Here is a 20,861-nt window from a genome sequence, read left to right as displayed (position 1 = left end):
CCTGGCTGCCCTGGCTGCCCTGGCTGCCCTGGCTGCCCTGGCTGCCCTGGCTGCCCTGGCTGCTCGGTGAAGGACAGCAGGTGCATCGTGGTGCCGTCGGTCAGCAGGACCCGGATCCGGTCTTCTTCCAGCACGTACTCGTATTCCCGGTAGGCCTCGCCGACGTGCCCCGTGGACAGCCGCAGCTCGACGTCCTCGCGGTAGTGCAGCCGGCCGGGCCCGGACTCGGTGAAGGTCGCGGTGCCGACGGCCGTGCCCAGCCCGGGCTCGATCGCCCGGGTCAGGTTCCAGCTCCCGGCGAGCATGCCGAACACCCGCTCAGCGACGTCCACGCGCTGCCTCCCGATCGTCGTTGCCCCACTGTTCTCCCGCGTCAGCGCCGGAGGCTGGCTTAGTGTTCCGCGCATGGTGGACGGTACGTGGCGGAAGGTCGCGAGGGCGGCCGGGCTTCTGGACGGGCGCGGAGTGCCCGCCCCGACGATCTTCGCCCGGATGAGCGAGCTGGCGGCCCGGACCGGGGCGATCAACCTGGGGCAGGGCTTTCCCGACTCGGACGGCCCGGCCGTGGTGCTGGAGGCCGCGATCGAGGCGATCCGGGGCGGTGCCAACCAGTACCCGCCCGGCCGCGGCATCGCCCCGTTGCGCCGGGCGATCGCCGATCACCAGCGGCACTGGTACGGCCTGGACCCCGACCCGGACACCGAGGTGCTGGTCACCGCCGGCGCCACCGAGGCCCTGACCGCCAGCATCATCGCGCTGACCGAGCCCGGCGACGAGGTGGTGGTGCTGGAGCCGATCTACGACTCCTACTCGGCCGCCATCGAGATGGCGGCGGCGGTGCGCCGCACCGTGCGCCTGGAGTGGCCGGAGTACCGGCTGGAACCGGACCGCCTGGCCGCGGCCGTGACCGACCGCACCCGCCTGATCCTGCTGAACACCCCGCACAACCCGACCGGCCGCGTGCTCAGTGCCGACGAGCTGGAGACCGTGGCCGCCGTGGCCCGCGAGCGCGACCTGATCGTGATCGCCGACGAGGTGTACGAGCACCTCACCTTCGCCCCGCACCGGCACGTGCCGATCGCCACGCTGCCCGGCATGGCCGACCGCACGGTGACCATCTCGTCGGCCGGCAAGACCTTCTCGGTGACCGGCTGGAAGATCGGCTGGCTGCACGCCCGCCCCGAGCTGGTGGACGCGATCACCGCGGTCAAGCAGTTCCTCACCTACGTGAACGGCAGCCCGTTCCAGCCCGCCGTGGCCACCGGCCTGGCGCTGCCGGACGAGGTGCTGACGGAGATCGGCGCCGACCTGGGCCGGCGCAGCGCCCTGCTCACCGAGGGCCTGGCCGCCGCCGGGTTCGGCGTACGCGCCAGCGAGGCAACGTATTTCGTGATCGCCGACGCCGCGCCGCTGGGCTATTCCGACGGTGCCGCGCTGTGCGACGACCTGCCCCGCCTGGCCGGGGTGGTGGGTGTGCCGGTGCAGGCCTTCGCCGAGGACCCGTCGCGGCCCAGCTCGCTGGTGCGCTTCGCCTGCTGCAAGCGGCCGGAGGTGATCGCCGAGGCCGCCGACCGCCTGGCCCACATGCGTCACTGAGGACCCTCCATCGTCTGTTCGTACCGTCTTCTCCGGTTTCCCGGTGATCTCAGGCGAATCACAGTTACCTTCTTCGGGACGGCCGACGGTGGACGGGTGAGGGATGCTTCGCAATGTCCAGGCTCTGCGCGGTATCGCCGCACTCGCGGTGGTGCTCGCTCACATCAGCGACCCCACGGGGTTCGAGAACCGCTGGCTCGCCGGCGAATGGAACTGGACCGGATTCCTGCACGGCCCCGGTCAGGCGGGCGTTGATCTGTTCTTCGTGATCAGCGGCCTGATCATGGTGGTGACCACGAACCGGCTGGCCGCGGGCGACGCCACCGCACGGCGGTTTCTGATGCGCCGGGCGGTGCGGATCTACCCGGCCTACTGGCTGGCCACCGCGCCGATCCTGGCGTTGTTCCTGGTCGCCCCCGGCATGGTGAACTCGTCGGCAGACGACAAACCGCAGGTGCTGGCCTCACTGTTCCTGTTGCCGCAGCCCGGCCTCCCGCTGCTGATGGTCGGCTGGACGCTGACTTTCGAGATGTACTTCTACCTGGTGTTCGCGCTGATCCTGCTGCTGCCCGCCCGCGGCCGGATCCCGGCGCTGGTCGGCTGGGGCGTGGTCACCGCGGCCCTGGCCGGCTTGTTCGCGGACTCGGCGAATCCCTGGCTGGCCACCGTCGGAGCCCCGATCGCCCTGGAGTTCCTGTTCGGCGCGCTGGTCGGTGGGCTGATCGTGCGGGGCCGGTTCGTGGCGCCCGCGCTGTTCACCCTCGTGGGCACGGCCGGCGCCGCCGCGGCGCTGGCCGTCGACGGTTTCCCCGGCACCTGGTACCGCGCCGTGCCGGTCGGGCTGTGCATGGCCGTCGTCGTCTACGGCGTGGTGGGGCTGGAACAGCGCCGCGACCGGGTGGCACCGGCCTGGCTCCAGGCGCTGGGCGACGCGTCGTACTCGATGTATCTCTGGCACGTGCTGGTACTCACCGCGCTGGGCCGGGTGGTGCTGGTGCGCCTGCCCGCCGACCCGGTGGTTCACGCTGCGGCACTGCTGTTCTCGGTGCTGATGGTGGTGATCACGTCGATCATCGCGTACCGCGTGCTGGAGAAGCCACTCACCGCACTGCTGCGGCATCCGTCGCTCTTGATGCCCGCCTGGACGCGGGTGCGGGCCCGTCACGCCGCCTGATCCGAATTCAGTGGCAGCAGTACCGCCGGGCCGGCCTGCACACCCACCAGTTCCAGCGGGTCCACGTAGTCACCGTCGCGCCGAACACCCCAGTGCAGGCAGGTTCTCGGCAGGCAGTGCGCGGCCGGCCCGACGGCGAGCAGGTCGCCCAGCGGTGCTCCGGCCTCGACGTTCTGGCCGAGCCGCACCCGCGCGCGCACCGGCACGTAGCTGCTCACCACGCCGCCACCGTGGTCGACGCTGACGGCGGGACTACCGGCCACCACCCCGGCGAAACTGACGGTGCCGGAAGCCGGTGCGAACACCGGCTGCCCCGCACTGCCGGCCAGGTCAGCGCCGCGGTGGCCGGGTGACCACGGGTGCGGCCCGATCACGAAACCCCGCACGAGAGCCGGGACGGGCCGTAGCGGCCATTCCCAGCGGGACGTGGGCACGGGCTCCGCGCCGTCCATCATTGCTGACGAAAGACTCAGCAGGGAGCTGACTATCAGGATCAGCGATCTGTTCACCGGTCCAGGATGACCGGCGCCGCGCCGGGCCGATGGCCGGAGGACCGGCCTGTGGAGAACCCGCCCCTCCTGCCTGCTGTGGACAGCAGGTCAGCTGACCTCGGAGAGCTTGCCCCGCAGCTGGAGCACGGCCTTGGTGTGCATCTGGCAGATCCGCGACTCGGTGACCCCCAGCACCCGGCCGATCTCGGCCAGCGTGAGTCCCTCGTAGTAGTAGAGGGTCACGACGATCTTCTCGCGCTCGGGCAGCTGGTTGATCGCGCGGGAGAGCATGAACTTCGTCTCCTCGCTCTCGAACGCGGCCACCGGGTCCTCGGCCTTGGTGTCTTCGAGAGTGTCCACCAGAGAGAGCTTGTCGCCCTTCTCACCGCCCACCGTGAGGAGCTCGTCGAGCGCCACCACGTTGACGTAGGAGACCTGGGAGAAGACGGCGTGCAGCTCTTCCAGCGTCATGCCCAGCCGTTCGGCCACCTCGGGTTCGGTGGGCGTGCGGTGCAGTTCGCCCTCCAGCGCCGCATAGGCGCGTTCCACCTCACGGGCCTTGTAGCGGACCGAGCGCGGAATCCAGTCGATCGCCCGCAGCTCGTCGATGATCGCACCGCGGATGCGGGAGATCGCATAGGTCTCGAACTTGATCGCGCGGTCGATGTCGAACTTCTCGATCGCGTCGATCAGGCCGAAGATGCCGTACGAGACCAGGTCTGCCTGCTCGATGTTCGGCGGCAGGCCCACACCCACCCGGCCGGCCACGTACTTGACCAGCGGTGAGTAGTGCAGGATCAGGCGCTCACGCACGGTCTGGTCGCCGGAGAGCTTGAACTTCTCCCACAGCGCCCGCAGAGCCGCTTCGTTGGCCGCGACCTGATCCTCCGCGGTCACGTCGACGAGAGCGTCGCCATTGGCAGTCACCCGGGTCCCTCCCTGCATCCGGTCAGGCATCACGTGCTCAGGCCCGGGGATGGGCCTGACGGTAGCTGGCGCGCAGCCGGTCCACGGACACGTGGGTGTAGAGCTGCGTTGTCGTGAGCGTAGCGTGACCGAGCAGTTCCTGAACGCTACGAAGGTCCGCGCCGCCGTCGAGAAGATGGGTGGCCGCGCTGTGCCGTAGCCCGTGCGGGCCGAGCGAGGGCGCGTCTTTCACCCGTTCGAGGGCCTCATGCACCACCTGCCGGACCTGTCGCTGATTGACCCGACCTCCGCGCCGGCCGAGAAATCCGGCCGGGCCGCTGTTTTCGCTGGTCAGCGCGGGCCTGGCGGAATTCAGCCAGGCTTTCAGAGCGTCCGCGGCGGGTACGCCGAACGGAACCACCCGTTCCTTGCCGCCCTTGCCGAGAACCCGGATCGTCCGTCGGTCGAGATCGATGTCGTCGACATCCAGCGAGCAGAGTTCACCCACTCGGACGCCGGTCGCGTACAGGAGCTCGAGCATCGCGAGATTGCGGACGAGTATCGGGTCGGCGGGGTCGTTCCTGAACCCCGGCGTCCCCTGGCCGTCTTCGTGAAGACCGTGCTCACCGGACCCCGGCCCGATCAGGGCGGCCGCCCGGGCCAACGCTTCCCCGGCCTGGTCCTGCCGCAGCACGCCAGGCAGGGGACGGCCCTTGCGGGGGGCCTGGAGCCGGGCTCCGGGATCGGTGGCGAGCCGGCCGGTGCGGTTCAGCCAGCGGCTCAGCGCGCGGGCGCTCGCGGCCCGGCGGGCCAGGCTGGTGCGGGCCTGACCGGCGGTCGACAGCGAGGCCAGCCAGGAACGCAGAACGGCCAGGGTGAGCAGCCGGTCGAGCGGTTCCCCCTGGCCTGTGCCGGTCGCAGACGTGGCCCGGGCGTGTCGCAGCAGCTCGGCCGCGTCGCCACAGTAGGCGCGCACGGTGTGACCGGACAGGTTGCGCTCGGCCGCCAGGTGCCGGGAGAACTCCTCCACCAGCACCTCGTCGTGCGCGTTCTGCCCCTCCGGACAGGCGTCGGCAGCCTCCCGTTCGGCACCGGGAACGGCCTGCGGACCGGGTTCCCGATGGTGGACGACGAAGGACTCGGCTGATCGGGCCGCGGGTCGGTCGGGCATCTGCCCACCGTCTCCCGTCAGGCCGCTGCGCTCAAGCACGACGTGCGGCGTGCCGTGCGGGTTCGGGGCAGTCTCACGACCCATGCCCGGTGCCGACCGGATCGTGGGCAGATGCCCGCAGGCGCGCCACCGGCCCGATCGGGTGGCCCCGCTGGTGATCCGGAGGCCAGGGCCTATTCTGCGTCGGGTGAACCGATCGGCCCACACCTCCCCCGTTTCGCCGGATGCCCCGGACACCTCGGCCGGCCCGGCTTCCGGACGCCGCGTCGTGCGGATCGGCACCCGCTCCTCGCCGATGGCGCTGGCGCAGGTCGAGCGGGTGCGGGCCGAGCTGACGGCACTCGAGCCCGGCCTGGAGGTGGAGGTCGTGCCCGTCACCACCAGCGGCGACCGGTGGCAGGGATCGCTGGCCGCGCTCGGCGGCAAGGGAGCCTTCACCAAAGAGGTTGATCAGCTGCTCCTTTCGGGCAACGTCGACCTGGCCGTGCACTGCATGAAGGACGTGCCGGGCGACCGGCCGGTGCCGGCCGGCACCACGTTCGCCTGCTACCTGGAACGCGACGACGTGCGCGACGCCCTGATCCACCCGGGCGGACTCACTCTGGACGAGCTGCCGGCGGGCACCCGGATCGGCACCTCCGCGGTACGCCGGATCGCCCAGCTCGCGCGCAGCCACCCGCACCTGGACACCGTGCCGATCCGTGGCAACGCCAACAGCCGCCTGGCCAAGCTCGCGGCCGGGCAGGCCGACGCCCTCCTGCTCGCCTACTCCGGCCTGGAGCGGATCGGCGAGACCGCCCGGGCCGCCGAGATTCTCGACGTGGACACGATGTTCCCACCGATCGGCGCGGGCGTGCTCGGCCTCCAGTGCCGTGAGGACGACGCCGCCACCACCGAGCTGGCCGGCCGACTGGGCAGCCCCGGCACCTGGCGACAGACCACGGCCGAGCGGATGATGCTGCATGTGCTCCAGGGGCACTGCAACAGCCCGATCGCCGGCTTCGCCGCCGATCTCCCCGACGGGCGCCTGCACCTGCGGGCGATGGTGTTCTCGCTGGACGGGAAGGTCGCGGTGCAGGCCGAGGAGACCGGCCCGGCCTCCGACCCGGTGCTGCTCGGCACATCGGTCGCGCTCACCCTGCTGCGGCAGGGGGCCCGGGAACTCATCGAGGCCTCCGCCGACACGGCCTGAACACGCCGTTGTCCGGCGCCCCGCCATCCGGCGGTCCGTCATCCGGCGGTTCGGGCCCGGCGCCAGCGCCCCGCCCGGTCCTCGGCCAGCCCACGCAGCTCCAGCCGGGCCAGCGCCACCAGGAGCGACGACTCGTCCAGACCCGCCACCCGGCACAGCGAGGTCACCGGTGCTCCCCTGCTCACCGGGAGTGCGTCGAGCACCCGCAGGTCGTCCTGCTCCAGCCCGTCGTACTCGGCGAGCGGCACCGGGGCCTCCTCCGCGACGAAAGCCCCGATCGGACCGGCCAGTTCGCACAGCTCGTCGGCCGAGGTGACGCACACCGCCCCGGTGCGCAGCAACCGGTGGGCGCCGTAGGAGGCCGGCGACGTGATCGGCCCGGGCACCGCACCCACCGGAATGCTCAGCCGGTCGGCCCAGTTCGCCGTGCCCAGCGTGCCGGAGCGCACCCCGGCCTCGACCACGCAGGTAGCCCGCCCGAGCGCCGCGATCACCCGGTTGCGGAGGATGAACCGCCACTTGGTCGGCGCCGAACCTGGTGGCACCTCGCTCACCAAGGCGCCGGACCGGGCGATCTCGCCGATCAGCAGATCGTTGGCCGCCGGGTAAGCCCGGTCGAGCCCGCCGGCGAGCACCGCCAGGGTGGGACCACCGGCGGCCAGGGCGCCCCGATGAGCGGCGGCGTCGATACCCAGCGCTGCTCCGGACACCACGGTGAGCCCCCGGTCGGCGCAGCCCATCGCGAGTTCCCCGGCCACGTGCTCGCCGTAGGCGGTGGCGGCCCGTGCCCCGACGATCGAAACCGCCTGCGAACAAGCCTGATCCAGCCGCAGCGGCCCCCGGACGTAGAGGCAGAACGGCATCTCGGTGTCAAGCCGGTGCAGTGCCTCCGGCCACTCCGGGTCGCCCGGGATCAGTAACCGGCCACCCATCAGCCCCAGGTTGTGCAGGTCGCGCGCCGGGTCGAGCCGGGTGAGCCGCCCGGCGTACCGCTCCGCCCCCGGCGCGCGCCCCTCCCGCACCCCCGCCAGCGCCGCCACGGCACCCATCTCGGCCAGCCACCGACCCGCCCGCGCGTCGCCCGGCTCGGCCAGACGGCTCCAGGCCGCCCGGGCCAGGCGCTCCTCCTCGTCGCTCCGGTGCGGGGTCCCGCTCACAGCGGCACCTGCCCCCGCCGGCGCAGCACCAGCGCACGGCCCACGTCGTCACGGTCCGGACGTTCCCGCCCGGCCAGGTCGCACATCGTCCAGGCGACGCGTAGCACCCGGTCATGCCCCCGGATCGACAGCTGGTGCCGGTCCAGCGCCCGGTCCACCTCATGGGTGACCGCTGGGGGCAGGCGCAGCACACCGCGCAGATGGCTGCCCGCCACCTCGCCGTTGCAGGTCCACGGAGTTCCGCCGAGCCGTTCGCGAGCCACCGCCCGGGCCGCCAGGACCCGCCGGGCCACCGTCGCGGAGGTCTCGGGCTGTTCCCCGGCCGCCAGGTCGACCCGGGACACCGGCGGCACGTCGACCTGGAGGTCGACCCGGTCGAGCAGGGGCCCGGACAGCCGGGACAGGTAGCGGCGGCGGGCCGCCGGCGCGCACACGCAGTCTTTGCCGGTGCCGAAGGCGAACCCGCACGGGCACGGATTGCTGGCCAGCACCAGCAGAAACCGGGCCGGGAAGCGGGCGCTGCCGCTGGCCCGGTGGATCACCAGATCGCCCTGCTCCAGCGGTTGCCGCAACGCGTCGAGCACCTGGCTGCCGAATTCTCCCGCCTCGTCGAGGAAGAGGATGCCCCGGTGCGCCAGCGAGGCCGCGCCGGGGTGCGGCAGGCCGGAACCGCCGCCGACCATGGAGACGGCCGTGCAGGTGTGATGAGGGCTCTGGAACGGTGGACGCCGGATCAGCCCGGCCGCCGGATCGAGCGTGCCCGCCACCGAGTGCAGGGCGGTCACCTCCACCGCCGACTCGTCGTCGAGATCCGGCAGCAGGCCGGGCAACCGGGAGGCGAGCAAAGTCTTGCCGGTGCCGGGCGGGCCCATCAGTAACAGGTGGTGCCCACCCGCGGCAGCGACCTCCAGGGCCATGCGGGCCGGTTTCTGGCCGACCACGTCGGACAGGTCCGGCTCCGGCCCGGCCGGCGCCCCCGGTGGGTGCAGGGTGCCGGGCCGCACCAGGACATCACCGGGACCGGTGGTGTCGGACTCCGCCGGACGGGTCGAGACCTCCAGCAGCACAGCCTGTTCCATCTCGACGGGCGCTCGCCCCGGCGCTCCACCGTGCAGGCGGATCAGGTCGGACAGAGTGGCCGTCGCGTGCACCCGGGCGCCGGGCACGAGCCGCGCCTCGGCCGCGTTGGCGACTGGCACCACCACGTCGGGACAGCCCGCGCGCACCGCCGCGAGCGTCGCCGGCAGCACCCCACGCACCGGGCGTACCCGGCCGTTCAGCCCGAGTTCGCCGATGTGCACATACTTCTGCACGGCCGGCGCCTCCAGCACGCCCTGCGCGGTGAGCAGGGCGACAGCGATGGCCAGGTCGAACCCGCTGCCGGTCTTGGGCAGCGCGGCCGGCGACAGGTTCACGGTGATGCGCCGGGTGGGCAGCGGGTGCCCGGAGTTGGAGCAGGCGGCACGCACCCGGTCACGGGACTCGGTGAGTGACGCGTCGGGCAGCCCGACCAGGGTGAAAGCGGGCAGCCCGAGGGCGATGTCGGCCTCGACGTCGACCACGTGCCCGGTCATCCCGACGATGGCGACCGACAGCGCACGGCCCAGTGCCACTCAGACCACCCCCTTCAGGTGCCGCAGCCGGGCCGGGCCGGAGGCCGGCCGGACGATGCCGACCACGTCGATGCGCACGTCGGGATAGAACCGTTGCTGCGTGGACAGCCAGGCACCGGCCAGGCGCCGGAGCCTTCCCGCCTTGAGCGCCGTCACCGACTCCAGCGGGTCTCCGGCCGCCAGCGAGCGCCGGGTCTTGACCTCGCACACCACCAGGCACTGCCCCTCCAGCGCCACCACGTCGATCTCACCGAGCCGGCACCGCCAGTTGCGGGCCAGGATCCGGCAGCCCGTGGCCTCCAGGTGCGCGGCCGCGAGTTCTTCCCCGTACCGGCCGAGTTCGGCCTTCGTCAGTTGCATCCCCACCACCTCCGCTGCGAAATCCTGCGCCGGACGGCCGGTCCCGCACACCCCCGTTCAGCGGCCTGTGGACAGACCACCGTTCCCGCCGACCTGTGGACGACAGGACGGACGGTGCACCCCCGCATGCGACCGGAGACGGATTCCGCGTCCCCGAGGGATGATTCCGGCGGCCGGTGCGCCGGAAGGGCCGTGAAATGTCGGAGGGCACCACTAGAGTCGGCCGGGTCATGATGATCACGGTCGAGAAACTCTCGAAGCGCTACGGCGCTGTCACCGCGCTCGACGGGCTGACCTTCGCCATCGAGCCGGGGGTCGTCGGGCTGGTCGGCGCCAACGGGGCCGGCAAGTCCACGATGATCAAGATCCTGCTCGGGTTGCTGCCGGCCACCAGCGGCAGCGCCCACGTGCTGGGTCTCGACGTCTCCACCGACGGCCCCGCCATCCGGCAACGTGTCGGGTACATGCCCGAGCACGACTGCCTTCCGGCCGACATGTCGGCCACCGAATTCGTGCTGCACATGGCGCGCATGTCCGGGCTGCCGCTGACGGCCGCCCGCGAACGCACCGCAGACACGCTGCGCCACGTCGGGCTGTACGAGGAGCGGTACCGCTCGATGGGCGGCTACTCCACCGGCATGAAGCAGCGGGTCAAGCTGGCCCAGGCCCTGGTGCACGACCCGGGCATGCTGCTGCTCGACGAGCCGACCAACGGTCTCGACCCGGCCGGACGCGACCAGATGCTCGCGCTGCTGCGCCGCATCGGCACCGAGTTCGGCATCCCGATGCTCGTGACCTCCCATCTGCTGGGTGAACTCGAGCAGGTCTGCGACCACATCGTGGTGGTGGACGGCGGGCGTCTGCTGCGGTCCACCACCACCGCCGACGTCACCTCGGCCAGCCGCATCCTGGCGGTCGAGGTCGACGACCGCGCCGATGAGCTGGAACGCGCCCTGCGCGCGGCCGGGCTCTCGGTGCATCCGGCCGGGCGGCAGATCGAGGTCGAGCTGATCGACGACAGCACCTACGACGCGGTGCTCGACGCCGTCGTCGGTCTCGGCGTCGGGCTGCACCGCCTGGAGCGGCGGCGGCACCGGATGGCCGAGATCTTCCGCGCCGACCCCACGCTCGATCCGGGGGTCCACGTGCCCGAGGGGAGGCAGTGATGAGCAACAACACCGGCGTCATCCACGACATCGGGTTCCGCCACTACGACGGACCGCGGCTCGGGCGCGGCTACCTGGTCCGCTCGCTCTACATCGAGAGCCTGCGCGGTTGTTACGGTCTCGGCCGCTCGGCCAAGTCGAAGATCATGCCGTTCCTGCTGCTGGTGGTGATGGTGGCTCCGGCCGTGATCGTCGCCGTGGTGGCGGGCGTGACCAAGCTCGACAAGCTGCCGATCAGTTATGTGCAGTACATGTTCGCGCTGGGCGCCGCGATCGCGATCTTCGTGGCCGCGCAGGCCCCGGCCACGGTGTCCCGCGATCTGCGGTTCCGGGTGATGCCGCTGTACCTGTCCCGCCCGCTGACCCGCAACGACTACGTGCTGGCCAAGTACGGCGCGATGAGCTCGGCGCTGTTCATCCTCATCGCGGTTCCGCAGACCGCTCTGTTCGCCGGTGCGCTGCTGGCCAAGATGTCGTTCTGGCCCAACGCGAAGGACTGGGCGGCAGGGCTTCTCGGGGCGCTGTTCCTGTCGCTCGTGCTGGGCGGCATCGGTCTGCTGATCGCCTCGGTCACCCCGCGGCGGGGCTTCGGTGTAGCCGCGGTGATCACCGTGCAGCTTCTGCTGGGGCTGGTCAGCGGCGTGCTCGCCTCGCTCGCCGACGTGCAGGGGCACCGGTCGCTGGCCGGGTACGTCGCCCTGATCAACCCGGTGTCGCTGGTGCAGGGCGTGCTGCACTGGATGGTCGACACCCCGGTCTCCTATCCGCAGCCGCCGCCCGGCACCGTGGGCGGGCTGGTGTTCACCGCGGCCATGATCGCCGTGATCGCCGGCTGCTACGCACTTCTCATCGCCCGCTACCGGAAGGTGTCGGCGTCATGACCGTGACCACGCCCTACGGGCCGCGCACCGGCACCGGGCCGGTGGTGATGCGGCTCGAGCAGGTCAGCCGATGGTTCGGCAACGTGGTGGCGGTGAACGACGTCTCGATGACGATCGGCCCCGGCGTCACCGGGCTGCTCGGCCCGAACGGGGCCGGCAAGTCCACGCTGATCCACCTGATGAGTGGCTTCCTGCCGCCGTCGTCGGGCACCGTCACGGTGGACGGCGAACCCACCTGGCACAACGAGAACATCTACCGGCGCATCGGTCTCGTGCCCGAGCGCGAGGCGATGTACGAGGGCATCTCCGGCTGGGACTTCGTGCTGGCCAACGCCAGACTGCATCGCCTGCCCGACCCGAAGGCCGCCGCCACCCGGGCGATCGAGACCGTCGACATGCAGTCCGCGGCGGCGCGTGACGTCGCCGGCTACTCCAAGGGCATGAAGCAGCGCATCAAGATGGCCACCGCGCTGGTGCACGACCCCGACGTGCTGCTGCTCGACGAGCCCTTCAACGGCATGGACCCGCGCCAGCGGCTCCAGCTGATGGACCTGATGACCGAGCTGGGCGCCAACGGCCGGGTGGTGCTGTTCAGCTCGCACATCCTCGAGGAGGTCGAGCAGATCGCGGGCGGCATCGAGGTGATGGTCGCCGGCCGGCACGCCGCGTCCGGCGACTTCCGCGAGATCCGCCGCCTGATGACCGAACGCCCGCACCAGTACACGATCCGGTCCAGTGACGACCGCGCACTGGCCGCCGCACTGATCGCCGACGGCTCCACCTCCGGGGTCGAGCTCGGCGTGCAGGCCGGATCGGCCGTGCTCAACGTGCAGGCCTCCGACTACCACCGGTTCGCCCGTCGGCTGCCGGTCTTCGCCCGGGAACGAGGGATTCGGCTGTACGAGGTCACACCCGCCGACGAGTCGCTGGAGAAGGTCTTCTCCTACCTGGTGAACCGATGAACGCCACCGTCGCCGGGCTCACCTGGCGCAGCCTCGTCGGCCGCCGTCGCGCCGTGCTGCTCGTCGTCCTCCCCGTCGTCCTGATCGGTCTGTCCGTGCTGGTCCGCCTGGTCAGCGGCGAGTCCCCGGACAACGCAGCCGATCTGCTCGGCTCGTTCTCGCTCGGGTTCCTGATCCCGCTGCTCTGCCTGATCGCGGGCACGGGTGCCATCGGGCCGGAGATCGACGACGGATCGATCGTCTACCTGATGGCGAAACCCCTGAACCGGTACGGCATCGCGGTGAGCAAGTGGGTGGTGGCGTTCGCCGTGATCGTGCTGTTCGGCGTACTGCCCACGCTGGTGGCCGGTTTCATCATGAACGGCACCGCCGACGACATCGCGACCGGCTACGCGGCCGGTGCGCTGCTGGCCGGGGCCGCCTACGTCACCGTGTTCCTGCTGCTGGCCGTCGTCACTCGCAACGCCGTGGTGATCGGGTTGCTCTACGCCCTGGTGTGGGAGGCGGCGGTCGGCGGGTACGTGCCCGGCGCACGGGCCCTCAGCATTCAGCAGTGGGCCCTGACCGTGACCCGGGCGATGATCAAGACCGACGAGGGAGACTACGGCATCGGCTCGGCGGTCGCCCTGCCCACCGGGGTGACCCTGCTGGCCGTGGTCACGGTGGCCGGTCTGGCCTACACCGGGTACCGGCTGCGGAGCATCCGGATCACCGGCGACGAGTAGCCCACCCAGAAACGAAGCCCGCGACCGTCCGCCCGTGAGACGTGCGGACGGTGGCGGGCTTCGCCACTGTCGTGACCGGGTGATCGGCACGCCCTCAGGAGGCTGCGCCGAAACCCCCATTCTTGGGGAGCTGTAGATCGTTCGGGGTGAGCTCCTCGACGTTCACGTCTTTGAACGTGACCACCTTGACCGCCTTGACGAACCGCGCGGGGCGGTAGACGTCCCACACCCAGGCGTCACTCATCGACACCTCGAAGTAGACCTCACCGTCGGCGGACCTCACCTGGAGGTCCACCTGGTTCGCCAGATAGAAGCGGCGCTCGGTCTCGACCACATAGCTGAAGAGACCGACCACGTCGCGGTACTCGCGATAGAGCTGGAGCTCCATCTCGGTCTCGTAGTTCTCCAGGTCTTCGGCGCTCATCTCGCCCCCCTACGGGTACCGGCCGGCGGGATGAGGGCCGCCCACGATCCGGGGGCCTGCCGTCGCTCGTTCATACCTGCCGCTTGCTCCTGTGTGCCGCTGGTCGGGACCGTCACGCGCTGCCAGGACATGATTACCACCTGCCCGTGCAGCCCGCTCCCGGCCCCGCTTCCGTCCCATGATGGCGCAGAACGGGGCGCCCGGGGACGACTGCCGCGCGCCTCTTCATCGCGAACACCCCGACGTTCCGGATTCACCCGCCTCCAGCCTGCGACGATGCGCACCAGGGCGAGCCCGCGACCGGGATTACACAGTCGGCGAACAGGCAGGGCGAGGACGTCGCGAACTCAGCCCGACCCGCACTCAGCTCAGCGCCGACCCCACCTCGACCCCGGCCCACGCCAGTGCCAGTCCCACCACGACGGACACCAGCACGTAGACCACGGCGCCGGGCGCGCGACCTCGCCGGACGAGCTGCACGGCCTCGAAACTGAACGTGCTGTAGGTGGTGAAGGCGCCGCACCAGCCGGTTCCGGCCGCCGCCAGCATCTCGCTGCCGATCGCCCCACCCGCGGCCAGCCCTGTCAGCAGGCCGAGCAGCGCCGAGCCGGTCAGATTGATCAGGAGCGTGCCCAGGGGCAGGCCGGTGTCGTGCCGGGCCTGCACCCATCGGTCCAGGAGGTAACGGCACGGCGCCCCGAGAGCGGCTCCCAGCGCAACCATCAGAGGAATCACGAGCGGCCCCCCGAAGCCGAATCCCCGGAAGCCGAATCCACCGAAGCCGAATCCACCGAAGCCGAATCCACCGAAGCAGCGTCCTCAGGAGAAGCGCCCCCCAGAGAAGCCGGGCCCCCGGGAGAAGCCGCGGGGGCAGCCGCAGAACCCGAGTCCCCCGCAATGGAGGAGCCGGGCCGGGCCGACCCCAGCCACTGCCCCAGCACCACCGCGATCAAGGCCCCGGCCAGGGTCAGCGCCACGTAACCCACCGCGGCCGAGGGCCGGTCGGCGTCGATCAGGTGGTACGTGTCCGTGCTGTAGGTGGAGAAGGTGGTGAAGCCGCCGAGGATCCCCACCCCGAGGAAGGGCCGGACCAGTGGGTGTGGGTGCGCGGCACGTCCCAGCCACGCCATCAGCAGCCCCATGAAGAACCCACCTGCGACATTGATCCCGAGGATCGCCCAGGGCACACCCCCGGGCTGGGCCGGGATCAGCCGGGTCAGGCCGTATCTCGCCTCGGCCCCGACCACCCCGCCCAGCGCGATGACGACCAGTACCCGGTGCCCGTAGTCCGCCAGGTCACGGCGGGGGCAGGAGGAACCGCTCATGGGAACAACGTCAGTTCCTCGTGGTCGTACCCCACGGCCCGCACGTGCTCCGGCGGAGCCGGCGCCGCGGGCTCCGGAGCGACGGCGGGCGGGGTCACGGGCTTTTCGTCGTCCACCATTGTCGGACCCAGCCCGTCGAGATCGAGAGTCTCGCCGAAAACCCCGTCGGAACCGGGGATGTTCCAGGAGAGCCGGTGCAACCGGCTCGGCCCGAGACGCCGTAGCGCCGCGAGGTGGTCGGGCGCCGAGTAACCCTTGTTCAGCTCCCACCCGTACCCCGGGTGGTCGCCGGCGAGATCGACCATCAGACCGTCCCGCTCCACCTTCGCCAGCACACTGGCGGCGGCCACGGCGGCACAGCGCAGATCGGCCTTCACCTGGGTGACCACCCGGGCGGGCACGATCGACGCGATCGGCACGCCGTCGATGAACGACAGCGGATGGCCGACCGCGACCGGCGCCTCGTCGAAATCGAACAGCGAAGTGCCCTGCGGCGCCTCCTCGATCGGATCGGCGGGCACGCTCAGCCAGTCGTGCGAACCGTCCAGCAGGGCGCAGTCCGGCCGCACCTCCAGGGTCGCGAAGGCGCGGGCGGCGGCCAGCCGCAGGGCCGAGATGATGCCGATCTCGTCGATCTCCTCGGAGCTGGCGTGCCCGACGGCCGACATCGGGGCCCAGCGCCGCAGCCGGGGCACCAGCTTCTCGCGCACGGCGGGGGCGAGGAGCTTGGAGTCACGCACGCCGGTGGGCGCGGACTTCGTGTCCAGGTCCACCACGACGACCCCGACGGTGACCGGACCGGCCAGGGCGCCACGGCCCACCTCGTCGATGCCGGCGACGAACTGATGCCCCTCGCGCAGCAGCTTGCGCTCCTCGCGGAGCGTCGGGGGTTGCGCCGACAGCTTCTTGAGCAGAGCCTTCTTCGCCGCGGCCTGACGGGCCTTCGCCCGCTGCGCCGCGGCCTGCTTGGCCAGGGCCTTCTTCGTCGGCGGCCTCGGAACGGACGCCGGGGTCATCGTGCACTCACCACCTGAAGCCAGTCGAAGCCAGTTGAAGCCGTCTGAAGCAGTCATCATTCGGACGGCCAGACGCTACCGGACTCCGGGCCGATCTCGACCCGAAGAGGCAGAAGTTTCGCCTGTTTCCACGGCGACGACAGCGAAAAGCCCATCTAGGGAGGGCTGACGCTCTGGAACACGTCCGAGGGATTGGTGAAGATCGAGATTCGGGGCAACGGCCAGACCCGGGCGAAGGCGACCCCCACCACGTTGTCGATCGGCACCGTGCCGTCGGCGTTGTCGCGGTGGTAGCGGGAGTCGGCCGAGTCGGAGCGGTTGTCGCCCAGCACCCAGACGTGCCCCTCCGGCACCGTGACCGTGAACTCCTCGTCGCTCGGCGCGCTGCCCGGCTTCACGTAGGGCTCGTCGATCGGCTCACCGTTGACCAGGATCCGGCCGTTCGCGTCGCAGCACTCCACCTTGTCTCCGGGCAGCCCGATGAGCCGCTTGATCAGGTGGTTGTCGGCGTCGCTGGGCATCAGCCCGACGAACATCAGGGCGTTGTGCACCCGCTGCACCGCCGCGTTGCTCGACTTCTCGGTCTCGGTCGTGGGCAGCCAGCCGCCCGGGTCCTCGAACACCACGATGTCACCGCGGTGCAGGCTGAGGGGGCCCGGCGTGAGCTTGCTGACCAGCACCCGGTCGCCGATCTGGAGGGTGTCTTCCATCGACGACGAGGGAATGAAGAACGCCTGCATCAGATAGGTCTTGATCACCAGGGACAGCCCCAGGGCGATCACCAGGACGAGGAAGACCTCACGGATCAGGTACCCGGCGGCCTGCACCGGGGTGAGCGGCAGGTCGCCCGGTTTCGGCCGGTGCGCCAGGGGCCGGAACTTGCCCGGCCCGGCCTTCTTCGGGCGGGGTGCCTTGCCGGCCCGGACCCGCTCGGCGTCCAGGGCGTCGCGACGGCTCGGGCCACGCGGGCGGCTGGCGGGCGTGCGCCGGGCGCGCCGCCAGGCCTCCTCGTCCGGGTCCGGCTCGTGTGCGCCGGAAGAACGGTGCGTGCTCACCCCCGACGTCACGGCGCCGGGACGTTCGCGAACGTCGAGGACGGATTGCGGAGCAGAGTGAACCTGTTCAGCGGCCAGACGTTCACGAAGGCGCGGCCGACGATGTCGTCGACGGGCACCATGCCGTTGTTGATGTCGGGGTGGTACCGCGAGTCCTGCGACACAGAACGATGATCGCCCAGAACCCAGACATGGCCTGCCGGAACCGTCACCGAGAAGGTCTTCTCGCTGGGCTCGTCACCGGGATAGAGGTAGGGCTCGTCGATCCCGACACCGTTCACCGTGACCCGGCCCTGGTCGTCGCAGCAGGCGACGACGTCGCCGGGCAGACCGATCACACGCTTGATCAGGTGGTCGTCGGAGTTGCTCGGCACCAGGCCGACGAAGCTGAGGATCTTGTGGACGTCGCCGGCCGGCTCGGTGGTGCTGTCGCTCAGCCAGCCGCCCGGGTCCTTGAACACCACGACGTCGCCGCGCTTGAGATCGAACGGACCGGGAGTCAGCTTGCTCACCAGCACCCGGTCGCCGGTCAGCAGGGTGTTCTCCATCGACGGCGACGGGATGAAGAACGCCTGCACCAGGAAGGTCTTGATCAGCAGCGAGAGGCCGAGCGCGATCACCAGCACCAGCGCCAGTTCACGGATCAGGCCGAACAGCACCGTGACCGGGCCGGGGGCGGGTTTCTCCGCCTCTTCCGGGGCCTCCGGCTCGCCCTGACCGTCGTGCTCCGGCGCGGGCGTGGTGGCGTTCCACGGATCGGGTGGCGTCACCTGTTCCTCCCATGCCTGGTCGCCGGTGTCGCCTGCCCTCACCGATCGGACCCGTCGTCGAGACCACCGATGCGCGACATCGGCCAGTAGATGCCGACGACCTTGCCGACCACCCGATCGGTGGGCACGGTACCGCCGCCGGGCGAGCCGAGATGGGCGCGGGAGTCGGCGGAGTCGGAGCGGTGGTCGCCCATCACCCAGAGCCGGTCCTCGGGTACCTCGACGTCGAACGCCGTGGTGCTGGGGGCCTCGCCCTCGGCCACGTAGGTCTCGTCGAGCGCCTCGCCGTTCACCGTGATCCGGCCGTCGGCGTCGCAGCAGACCACATGGTCGCCGGGCAGGCCGATCACCCGCTTGACGTAGTCCGTGGAGCCCACCGGCATGCTGAACACGGCGGCGAGGGCGCGGCCGATGCCGCCGAGCAGCGTGTCCGGTCCGTCGTCGAGGGGGTCGAACACCCCTGAGCCGTTGAACACGATCACATCGCCGCGCTGGATGTCGCCGATCACGTAGGACAGCCGCGACACCACCACCCGGTCACCGATCTGCACGGTGGGTTCCATGGAGCCCGTGGGCACCACGAAGGACTGCATGATGAACGCCCTGACCAGCGCGATCGTCACGGCGACCGCGAGCAGGGCGACGGCGGCCCGCCGGAACGGGCTCACCTGGGAACGTTCAGGCATCGCCGGACGGGGCGACGTCGGCACGGTACGGCCGGTCAGCACCCGAACCCACCCCTTCTTCAAGACCCCCGGACAGGGCCGCCCGGCACCGTTGAGGGTGCCCGGACGCCGGGCCGGCTTCCAGTGAATCTGACTTTCGATGAAACCGAGCTGTGCTTGCGCCGATCCTCGCACGCGGACGCCGGGATTGCCGCCGAACCACGCTCACCCAGGCCTGCCGGAAGGATTCACAGCTTCTCATCCCAAGCTGTGCCAGCCGAATCAGACGGGCACGAGTGGGACAAACCATTCCGGCCCCGGCTCCCTTGGGGAAGCCGGGGCCGGAACGTCGTGCGAGGTCGAGCAGATCAGCGCGCGGGAATCGCGTCGCGCTTCTCCTTGATCTTGGCGGCCTTGCCGCGCAGCGCGCGCAGGTAGTACAGCTTGGCGCGACGGACGTCACCACGGATGGCGACCTCGATCTTCTCGATGATCGGGGAGTGCACCGGGAAGGTGCGCTCCACGCCGACGCCGAAGCTGACCTTGCGCACGGTGAAGGTCTCGCGGACGCCACCACCGGAGCGGCGGATCACGACGCCCTGGAAGAGCTGCACACGCGAGCGGTTGCCCTCGACGACCCGGACGTGAACCTTGAGGGTGTCACCGGCGCGGAACGCGGGGATGTCGCTCTTCAGCGAAGCGGCGTCGAGCTGGTCGAGTGCGTGCATGGCGAATCGCTCTCTCGCGGTTGCCACAGGTCACCCGCGCAGGTAGAAGGTTCTGCGTGTCAACGGTCCGTGCCGGACTCGTCTGTCGGTTCCGCGCTCTCCCCCTGTGGCAGGGGCGCAGCCGACGGGCGGCACGAAGATTCAGTCTGCCACAGGGTCTGTCACCGGCTGAAATCGAGAGCCCACCAGTTCCCAGCCCTCCTCCAGCAACACGGCGCGGTCCTTCTTGTCCAGGGCGTCAGAACTGAGGACGGCGATGAGGTCGGGACGGCGCCGCGCCGTTCTCCGGAGCCGCTCGTCACGGCGCCACCGCTCGATCTGGGCGTGGTGCCCGGACATCAGCACCGGCGGCACGTCACGGCCCTCCCAGGAGGCCGGCTTGGTGTACACCGGGTACTCCAGCAGGCCGTCCTCATGGCTCTCCTCGACCAGGCTCTCGGCGTTGCCGATCACGCCGGGGACCAGCCGGGCGACGGCCTCGACGATGGTCAGCACGGCCACCTCGCCGCCGTTCAGCACGTAGTCGCCGAGACTCACCGGGCGCACCGGCATCAGCGTGGCGGCGTGCTCGTACACCCGCTCGTCGATGCCCTCGTAGCGCCCGCAGGCGAAGGCCAGCCAGTCCTGGCCGGCCAGTTCCCGGGCCATCGCCTGGGTGAACCGCTCACCGGAGGGACTGGGCACCAGCAGCGTGGGCCGGGCCTCGCCCCGGGCGAGCGTGCCGAGGGCCTCCGCCCACGGCTCCGGCTTCATCACCATGCCGGCGCCGCCCCCGGCCGGGGCGTCGTCGACGGTGCGGTGCCGGTCATGGGTGAACTCGCGCAGGTCGTGCACGGTGAGGTCGAGCAGACCGCTGCGCCGGGCCTTGCCGATCAGCGAGAGATCCAGCGGGGCGAGGTATTCCGGGAAGATCGAGAAGACGTCGATGCGCATCTAGTCGTCGAGGTCTTCCAGGAGACCGGGCGGCGGATCGAGGACGACGCGGCCGCCCGCGACGTCGACCTCCGGCACCAGCGCGCCGACGAAGGGGACCAGCCGGTCCTCACCCTTCGGCGTGCGGATCACCAGCAGGTCCTGAGCCCCCGGGTGCTGCACCGCGACCACCTCACCGAGCTTGTCACCGGTGGTGCCGACGGCGGTCAGGCCGACCAGCTCGTGGTCGTACCAGGCGTCCGGCTCGTCGGACGCGTCGGGCACCTCGACCTCGAGCACCGCGTTGCGCAGCGCCTCGGCCGTGGTGCGGTCGGCGACCTCCTCGAAGGTGAGCAGGAAGACGCCGTTGTTGTCGCGGACCCGGTCCAGGGTGAGGCTGGTGGCGATCCCGGACGCCGCCAGGGAACGGCGAAGGGAGCCGTCCTCCAGATGGAGAACGGCCCCCTTCACGAACCTCTGGCCCGGGTTGTCGGTGCGGACCTCGATGCTCACCTCACCGCGCAGACCGTGGGCACGACCGATCCTTGCAACCACGAGACGCACGGTTTCCT

24 protein-coding genes are annotated in these 20,861 nt (G+C 70.9%); 7 read left to right on the top strand and 17 right to left on the bottom strand.

Annotation, left to right across the window (positions count from 1 at the left end; all coding sequences use genetic code 11):
• The coding region (locus tag KIH74_RS12870; RefSeq protein WP_214156105.1) for a DUF6314 family protein at window positions 1–332 on the bottom strand (332 nt) is incomplete at its 3' end.
• A 73-nt stretch (window positions 333–405) separates the two neighbouring features.
• On the opposite strand from KIH74_RS12870, the gene KIH74_RS12865 reads away from it, so the two are divergent.
• Together KIH74_RS12865 and KIH74_RS12860 are read left to right on the top strand one after the other, a co-directional pair.
• Window positions 406–1,596 (top strand): pyridoxal phosphate-dependent aminotransferase, encoded by a 1,191-nt coding sequence (locus KIH74_RS12865; RefSeq protein ID WP_214156104.1) that lies wholly within the window; start codon window positions 406–408, stop codon window positions 1,594–1,596.
• 103 nt (window positions 1,597–1,699) lie between these two features.
• Window positions 1,700–2,770 (top strand): acyltransferase family protein, encoded by a 1,071-nt coding sequence (locus tag KIH74_RS12860; RefSeq protein ID WP_214156103.1) that lies wholly within the window; start codon window positions 1,700–1,702, stop codon window positions 2,768–2,770.
• Here KIH74_RS12860 and KIH74_RS12855 read toward each other — a convergent pair.
• The 3 genes from KIH74_RS12855 to KIH74_RS12845 form a co-directional block, all read right to left on the bottom strand.
• Entirely contained in the window at window positions 2,758–3,279 is a 522-nt protein-coding gene (locus KIH74_RS12855) for a M23 family metallopeptidase (protein WP_214156102.1), read from the bottom strand. The genes KIH74_RS12860 and KIH74_RS12855 overlap by 13 nt on opposite strands.
• A 90-nt stretch (window positions 3,280–3,369) precedes the next feature.
• Complete coding sequence (gene whiG / locus KIH74_RS12850; RefSeq protein WP_372492044.1) at window positions 3,370–4,218, bottom strand: RNA polymerase sigma factor WhiG; 849 nt, start codon at window positions 4,216–4,218, stop codon at window positions 3,370–3,372.
• A gap of 7 nt (window positions 4,219–4,225) precedes the next feature.
• Window positions 4,226–5,338: a tyrosine recombinase XerC gene (locus KIH74_RS12845; RefSeq protein WP_214156100.1), complete on the bottom strand. Its 1,113-nt coding sequence runs from the start codon at window positions 5,336–5,338 to the stop codon at window positions 4,226–4,228.
• 268 nt (window positions 5,339–5,606) lie between these two features.
• Between KIH74_RS12845 and hemC the strand changes: the two genes are divergently transcribed.
• On the top strand, window positions 5,607–6,530 hold the full coding sequence (gene hemC, locus KIH74_RS12840) for a hydroxymethylbilane synthase (RefSeq protein WP_372492052.1): 924 nt from the start codon (window positions 5,607–5,609) through the stop codon (window positions 6,528–6,530).
• A gap of 38 nt (window positions 6,531–6,568) precedes the next feature.
• Here the strand turns inward: hemC and dprA are convergent, their stop codons facing one another.
• From dprA to KIH74_RS12825, 3 genes are read right to left on the bottom strand one after another with little or no spacing between them, the layout of a single operon-like run.
• On the bottom strand, window positions 6,569–7,687 hold the full coding sequence (gene dprA / locus KIH74_RS12835; RefSeq protein WP_214156098.1) for a DNA-processing protein DprA: 1,119 nt from the start codon (window positions 7,685–7,687) through the stop codon (window positions 6,569–6,571).
• A complete protein-coding gene (locus tag KIH74_RS12830) occupies window positions 7,684–9,300 on the bottom strand; it encodes a YifB family Mg chelatase-like AAA ATPase (protein WP_214156097.1) in 1,617 nt (538 codons plus the stop codon). The genes dprA and KIH74_RS12830 overlap by 4 nt, the downstream gene beginning before the upstream one ends.
• Window positions 9,301–9,660 carry a YraN family protein gene (locus KIH74_RS12825; protein WP_246572184.1) on the bottom strand — a complete coding sequence of 120 codons (360 nt, stop codon included), beginning with the start codon at window positions 9,658–9,660 and terminating at the stop codon, window positions 9,301–9,303.
• A 233-nt stretch (window positions 9,661–9,893) separates the two neighbouring features.
• On the opposite strand from KIH74_RS12825, the gene KIH74_RS12820 reads away from it, so the two are divergent.
• The 4 genes from KIH74_RS12820 to KIH74_RS12805 are packed head-to-tail and all read left to right on the top strand — an operon-like array spanning window position 9,894 to window position 13,394.
• Window positions 9,894–10,826: an ABC transporter ATP-binding protein gene (locus KIH74_RS12820; RefSeq protein WP_372492051.1), complete on the top strand. Its 933-nt coding sequence runs from the start codon at window positions 9,894–9,896 to the stop codon at window positions 10,824–10,826.
• The gene (locus KIH74_RS12815) at window positions 10,826–11,707 is read left to right on the top strand and encodes an ABC transporter permease (RefSeq protein WP_214156094.1); all 882 of its coding nucleotides are present in this window, start codon (window positions 10,826–10,828) and stop codon (window positions 11,705–11,707) included. Before KIH74_RS12820 ends, KIH74_RS12815 begins: the two co-directional genes overlap by 1 nt.
• Window positions 11,704–12,669, top strand: coding sequence for an ABC transporter ATP-binding protein (locus KIH74_RS12810; protein WP_214156093.1), 966 nt, complete (start codon window positions 11,704–11,706; stop codon window positions 12,667–12,669). The genes KIH74_RS12815 and KIH74_RS12810 overlap by 4 nt, the downstream gene beginning before the upstream one ends.
• The gene (locus tag KIH74_RS12805; protein ID WP_214156092.1) at window positions 12,666–13,394 is read left to right on the top strand and encodes an ABC transporter permease subunit; all 729 of its coding nucleotides are present in this window, start codon (window positions 12,666–12,668) and stop codon (window positions 13,392–13,394) included. The genes KIH74_RS12810 and KIH74_RS12805 overlap by 4 nt, the downstream gene beginning before the upstream one ends.
• 94 nt (window positions 13,395–13,488) lie before the next feature.
• On the opposite strand, the gene KIH74_RS12800 is transcribed toward KIH74_RS12805, so the two are convergent.
• From KIH74_RS12800 to rimM, 10 genes are all read right to left on the bottom strand, one after another.
• Complete coding sequence (locus KIH74_RS12800) at window positions 13,489–13,818, bottom strand: DUF2469 domain-containing protein (RefSeq protein WP_052533778.1); 330 nt, start codon at window positions 13,816–13,818, stop codon at window positions 13,489–13,491.
• Window positions 13,819–14,181: 363 nt separating this feature from the next.
• Window positions 14,182–14,541 carry a fluoride efflux transporter CrcB gene (gene crcB / locus KIH74_RS12795; protein ID WP_214156091.1) on the bottom strand — a complete coding sequence of 120 codons (360 nt, stop codon included), beginning with the start codon at window positions 14,539–14,541 and terminating at the stop codon, window positions 14,182–14,184.
• Window positions 14,542–14,549: 8 nt separating this feature from the next.
• On the bottom strand, window positions 14,550–15,143 hold the full coding sequence (gene crcB, locus KIH74_RS12790) for a fluoride efflux transporter CrcB (protein WP_214156090.1): 594 nt from the start codon (window positions 15,141–15,143) through the stop codon (window positions 14,550–14,552).
• Complete coding sequence (locus KIH74_RS12785; protein WP_214156089.1) at window positions 15,140–16,159, bottom strand: ribonuclease HII; 1,020 nt, start codon at window positions 16,157–16,159, stop codon at window positions 15,140–15,142. Before KIH74_RS12785 ends, crcB (KIH74_RS12790) begins: the two co-directional genes overlap by 4 nt.
• A 155-nt stretch (window positions 16,160–16,314) precedes the next feature.
• Window positions 16,315–17,214 (bottom strand): signal peptidase I, encoded by a 900-nt coding sequence (gene lepB, locus KIH74_RS12780; RefSeq protein ID WP_308113754.1) that lies wholly within the window; start codon window positions 17,212–17,214, stop codon window positions 16,315–16,317.
• 8 nt (window positions 17,215–17,222) lie between these two features.
• Window positions 17,223–18,026: a signal peptidase I gene (lepB, locus tag KIH74_RS12775; RefSeq protein WP_308113753.1), complete on the bottom strand. Its 804-nt coding sequence runs from the start codon at window positions 18,024–18,026 to the stop codon at window positions 17,223–17,225.
• On the bottom strand, window positions 18,023–18,670 hold the full coding sequence (lepB, locus tag KIH74_RS12770) for a signal peptidase I (protein ID WP_214156088.1): 648 nt from the start codon (window positions 18,668–18,670) through the stop codon (window positions 18,023–18,025). Before lepB (KIH74_RS12770) ends, lepB (KIH74_RS12775) begins: the two co-directional genes overlap by 4 nt.
• 347 nt (window positions 18,671–19,017) lie before the next feature.
• Window positions 19,018–19,377: a 50S ribosomal protein L19 gene (rplS, locus tag KIH74_RS12765; protein ID WP_214156087.1), complete on the bottom strand. Its 360-nt coding sequence runs from the start codon at window positions 19,375–19,377 to the stop codon at window positions 19,018–19,020.
• A 141-nt stretch (window positions 19,378–19,518) separates the two neighbouring features.
• Complete coding sequence (gene trmD, locus KIH74_RS12760) at window positions 19,519–20,310, bottom strand: tRNA (guanosine(37)-N1)-methyltransferase TrmD (RefSeq protein WP_214156086.1); 792 nt, start codon at window positions 20,308–20,310, stop codon at window positions 19,519–19,521.
• On the bottom strand, window positions 20,311–20,853 hold the full coding sequence (gene rimM, locus KIH74_RS12755) for a ribosome maturation factor RimM (RefSeq protein WP_214156085.1): 543 nt from the start codon (window positions 20,851–20,853) through the stop codon (window positions 20,311–20,313).
• Window positions 20,854–20,861: the final 8 nt, after the last annotated feature.

The sequence above is a fragment of the Kineosporia corallincola genome (assembly GCF_018499875.1).
GTDB classification, from domain to species: Bacteria; Actinomycetota; Actinomycetes; order Actinomycetales; family Kineosporiaceae; genus Kineosporia; species Kineosporia corallincola.
Note: the sequence above shows the minus strand (reverse complement) of the source record. Positions and strands in the feature narration are given on the sequence as shown.

What these genes read in the sequence shown, in the direction of transcription:
- KIH74_RS12865 (WP_214156104.1), top strand. Translation starts at nt 406, where the DNA reads ATGGTGGACGGTACGTGGCGGAAGGTCGCGAGGGCGGCCGGGCTTCTG.
- KIH74_RS12860 (WP_214156103.1), top strand. Translation starts at nt 1,700, where the DNA reads ATGCTTCGCAATGTCCAGGCTCTGCGCGGTATCGCCGCACTCGCGGTG.
- whiG (WP_372492044.1), bottom strand. Translation starts at nt 4,218, where the DNA reads ATGCCTGACCGGATGCAGGGAGGGACCCGGGTGACTGCCAATGGCGAC.
- KIH74_RS12845 (WP_214156100.1), bottom strand. Translation starts at nt 5,338, where the DNA reads ATGCCCGACCGACCCGCGGCCCGATCAGCCGAGTCCTTCGTCGTCCAC.
- KIH74_RS12825 (WP_246572184.1), bottom strand. Translation starts at nt 9,660, where the DNA reads ATGCAACTGACGAAGGCCGAACTCGGCCGGTACGGGGAAGAACTCGCG.
- KIH74_RS12820 (WP_372492051.1), top strand. Translation starts at nt 9,894, where the DNA reads ATGATCACGGTCGAGAAACTCTCGAAGCGCTACGGCGCTGTCACCGCG.
- KIH74_RS12815 (WP_214156094.1), top strand. Translation starts at nt 10,826, where the DNA reads ATGAGCAACAACACCGGCGTCATCCACGACATCGGGTTCCGCCACTAC.
- KIH74_RS12810 (WP_214156093.1), top strand. Translation starts at nt 11,704, where the DNA reads ATGACCGTGACCACGCCCTACGGGCCGCGCACCGGCACCGGGCCGGTG.
- KIH74_RS12805 (WP_214156092.1), top strand. Translation starts at nt 12,666, where the DNA reads ATGAACGCCACCGTCGCCGGGCTCACCTGGCGCAGCCTCGTCGGCCGC.
- KIH74_RS12800 (WP_052533778.1), bottom strand. Translation starts at nt 13,818, where the DNA reads ATGAGCGCCGAAGACCTGGAGAACTACGAGACCGAGATGGAGCTCCAG.
- crcB (WP_214156091.1), bottom strand. Translation starts at nt 14,541, where the DNA reads ATGGTTGCGCTGGGAGCCGCTCTCGGGGCGCCGTGCCGTTACCTCCTG.
- crcB (WP_214156090.1), bottom strand. Translation starts at nt 15,143, where the DNA reads ATGAGCGGTTCCTCCTGCCCCCGCCGTGACCTGGCGGACTACGGGCAC.
- KIH74_RS12785 (WP_214156089.1), bottom strand. Translation starts at nt 16,159, where the DNA reads ATGACCCCGGCGTCCGTTCCGAGGCCGCCGACGAAGAAGGCCCTGGCC.
- lepB (WP_214156088.1), bottom strand. Translation starts at nt 18,670, where the DNA reads ATGCCTGAACGTTCCCAGGTGAGCCCGTTCCGGCGGGCCGCCGTCGCC.
- rplS (WP_214156087.1), bottom strand. Translation starts at nt 19,377, where the DNA reads ATGCACGCACTCGACCAGCTCGACGCCGCTTCGCTGAAGAGCGACATC.
- trmD (WP_214156086.1), bottom strand. Translation starts at nt 20,310, where the DNA reads ATGCGCATCGACGTCTTCTCGATCTTCCCGGAATACCTCGCCCCGCTG.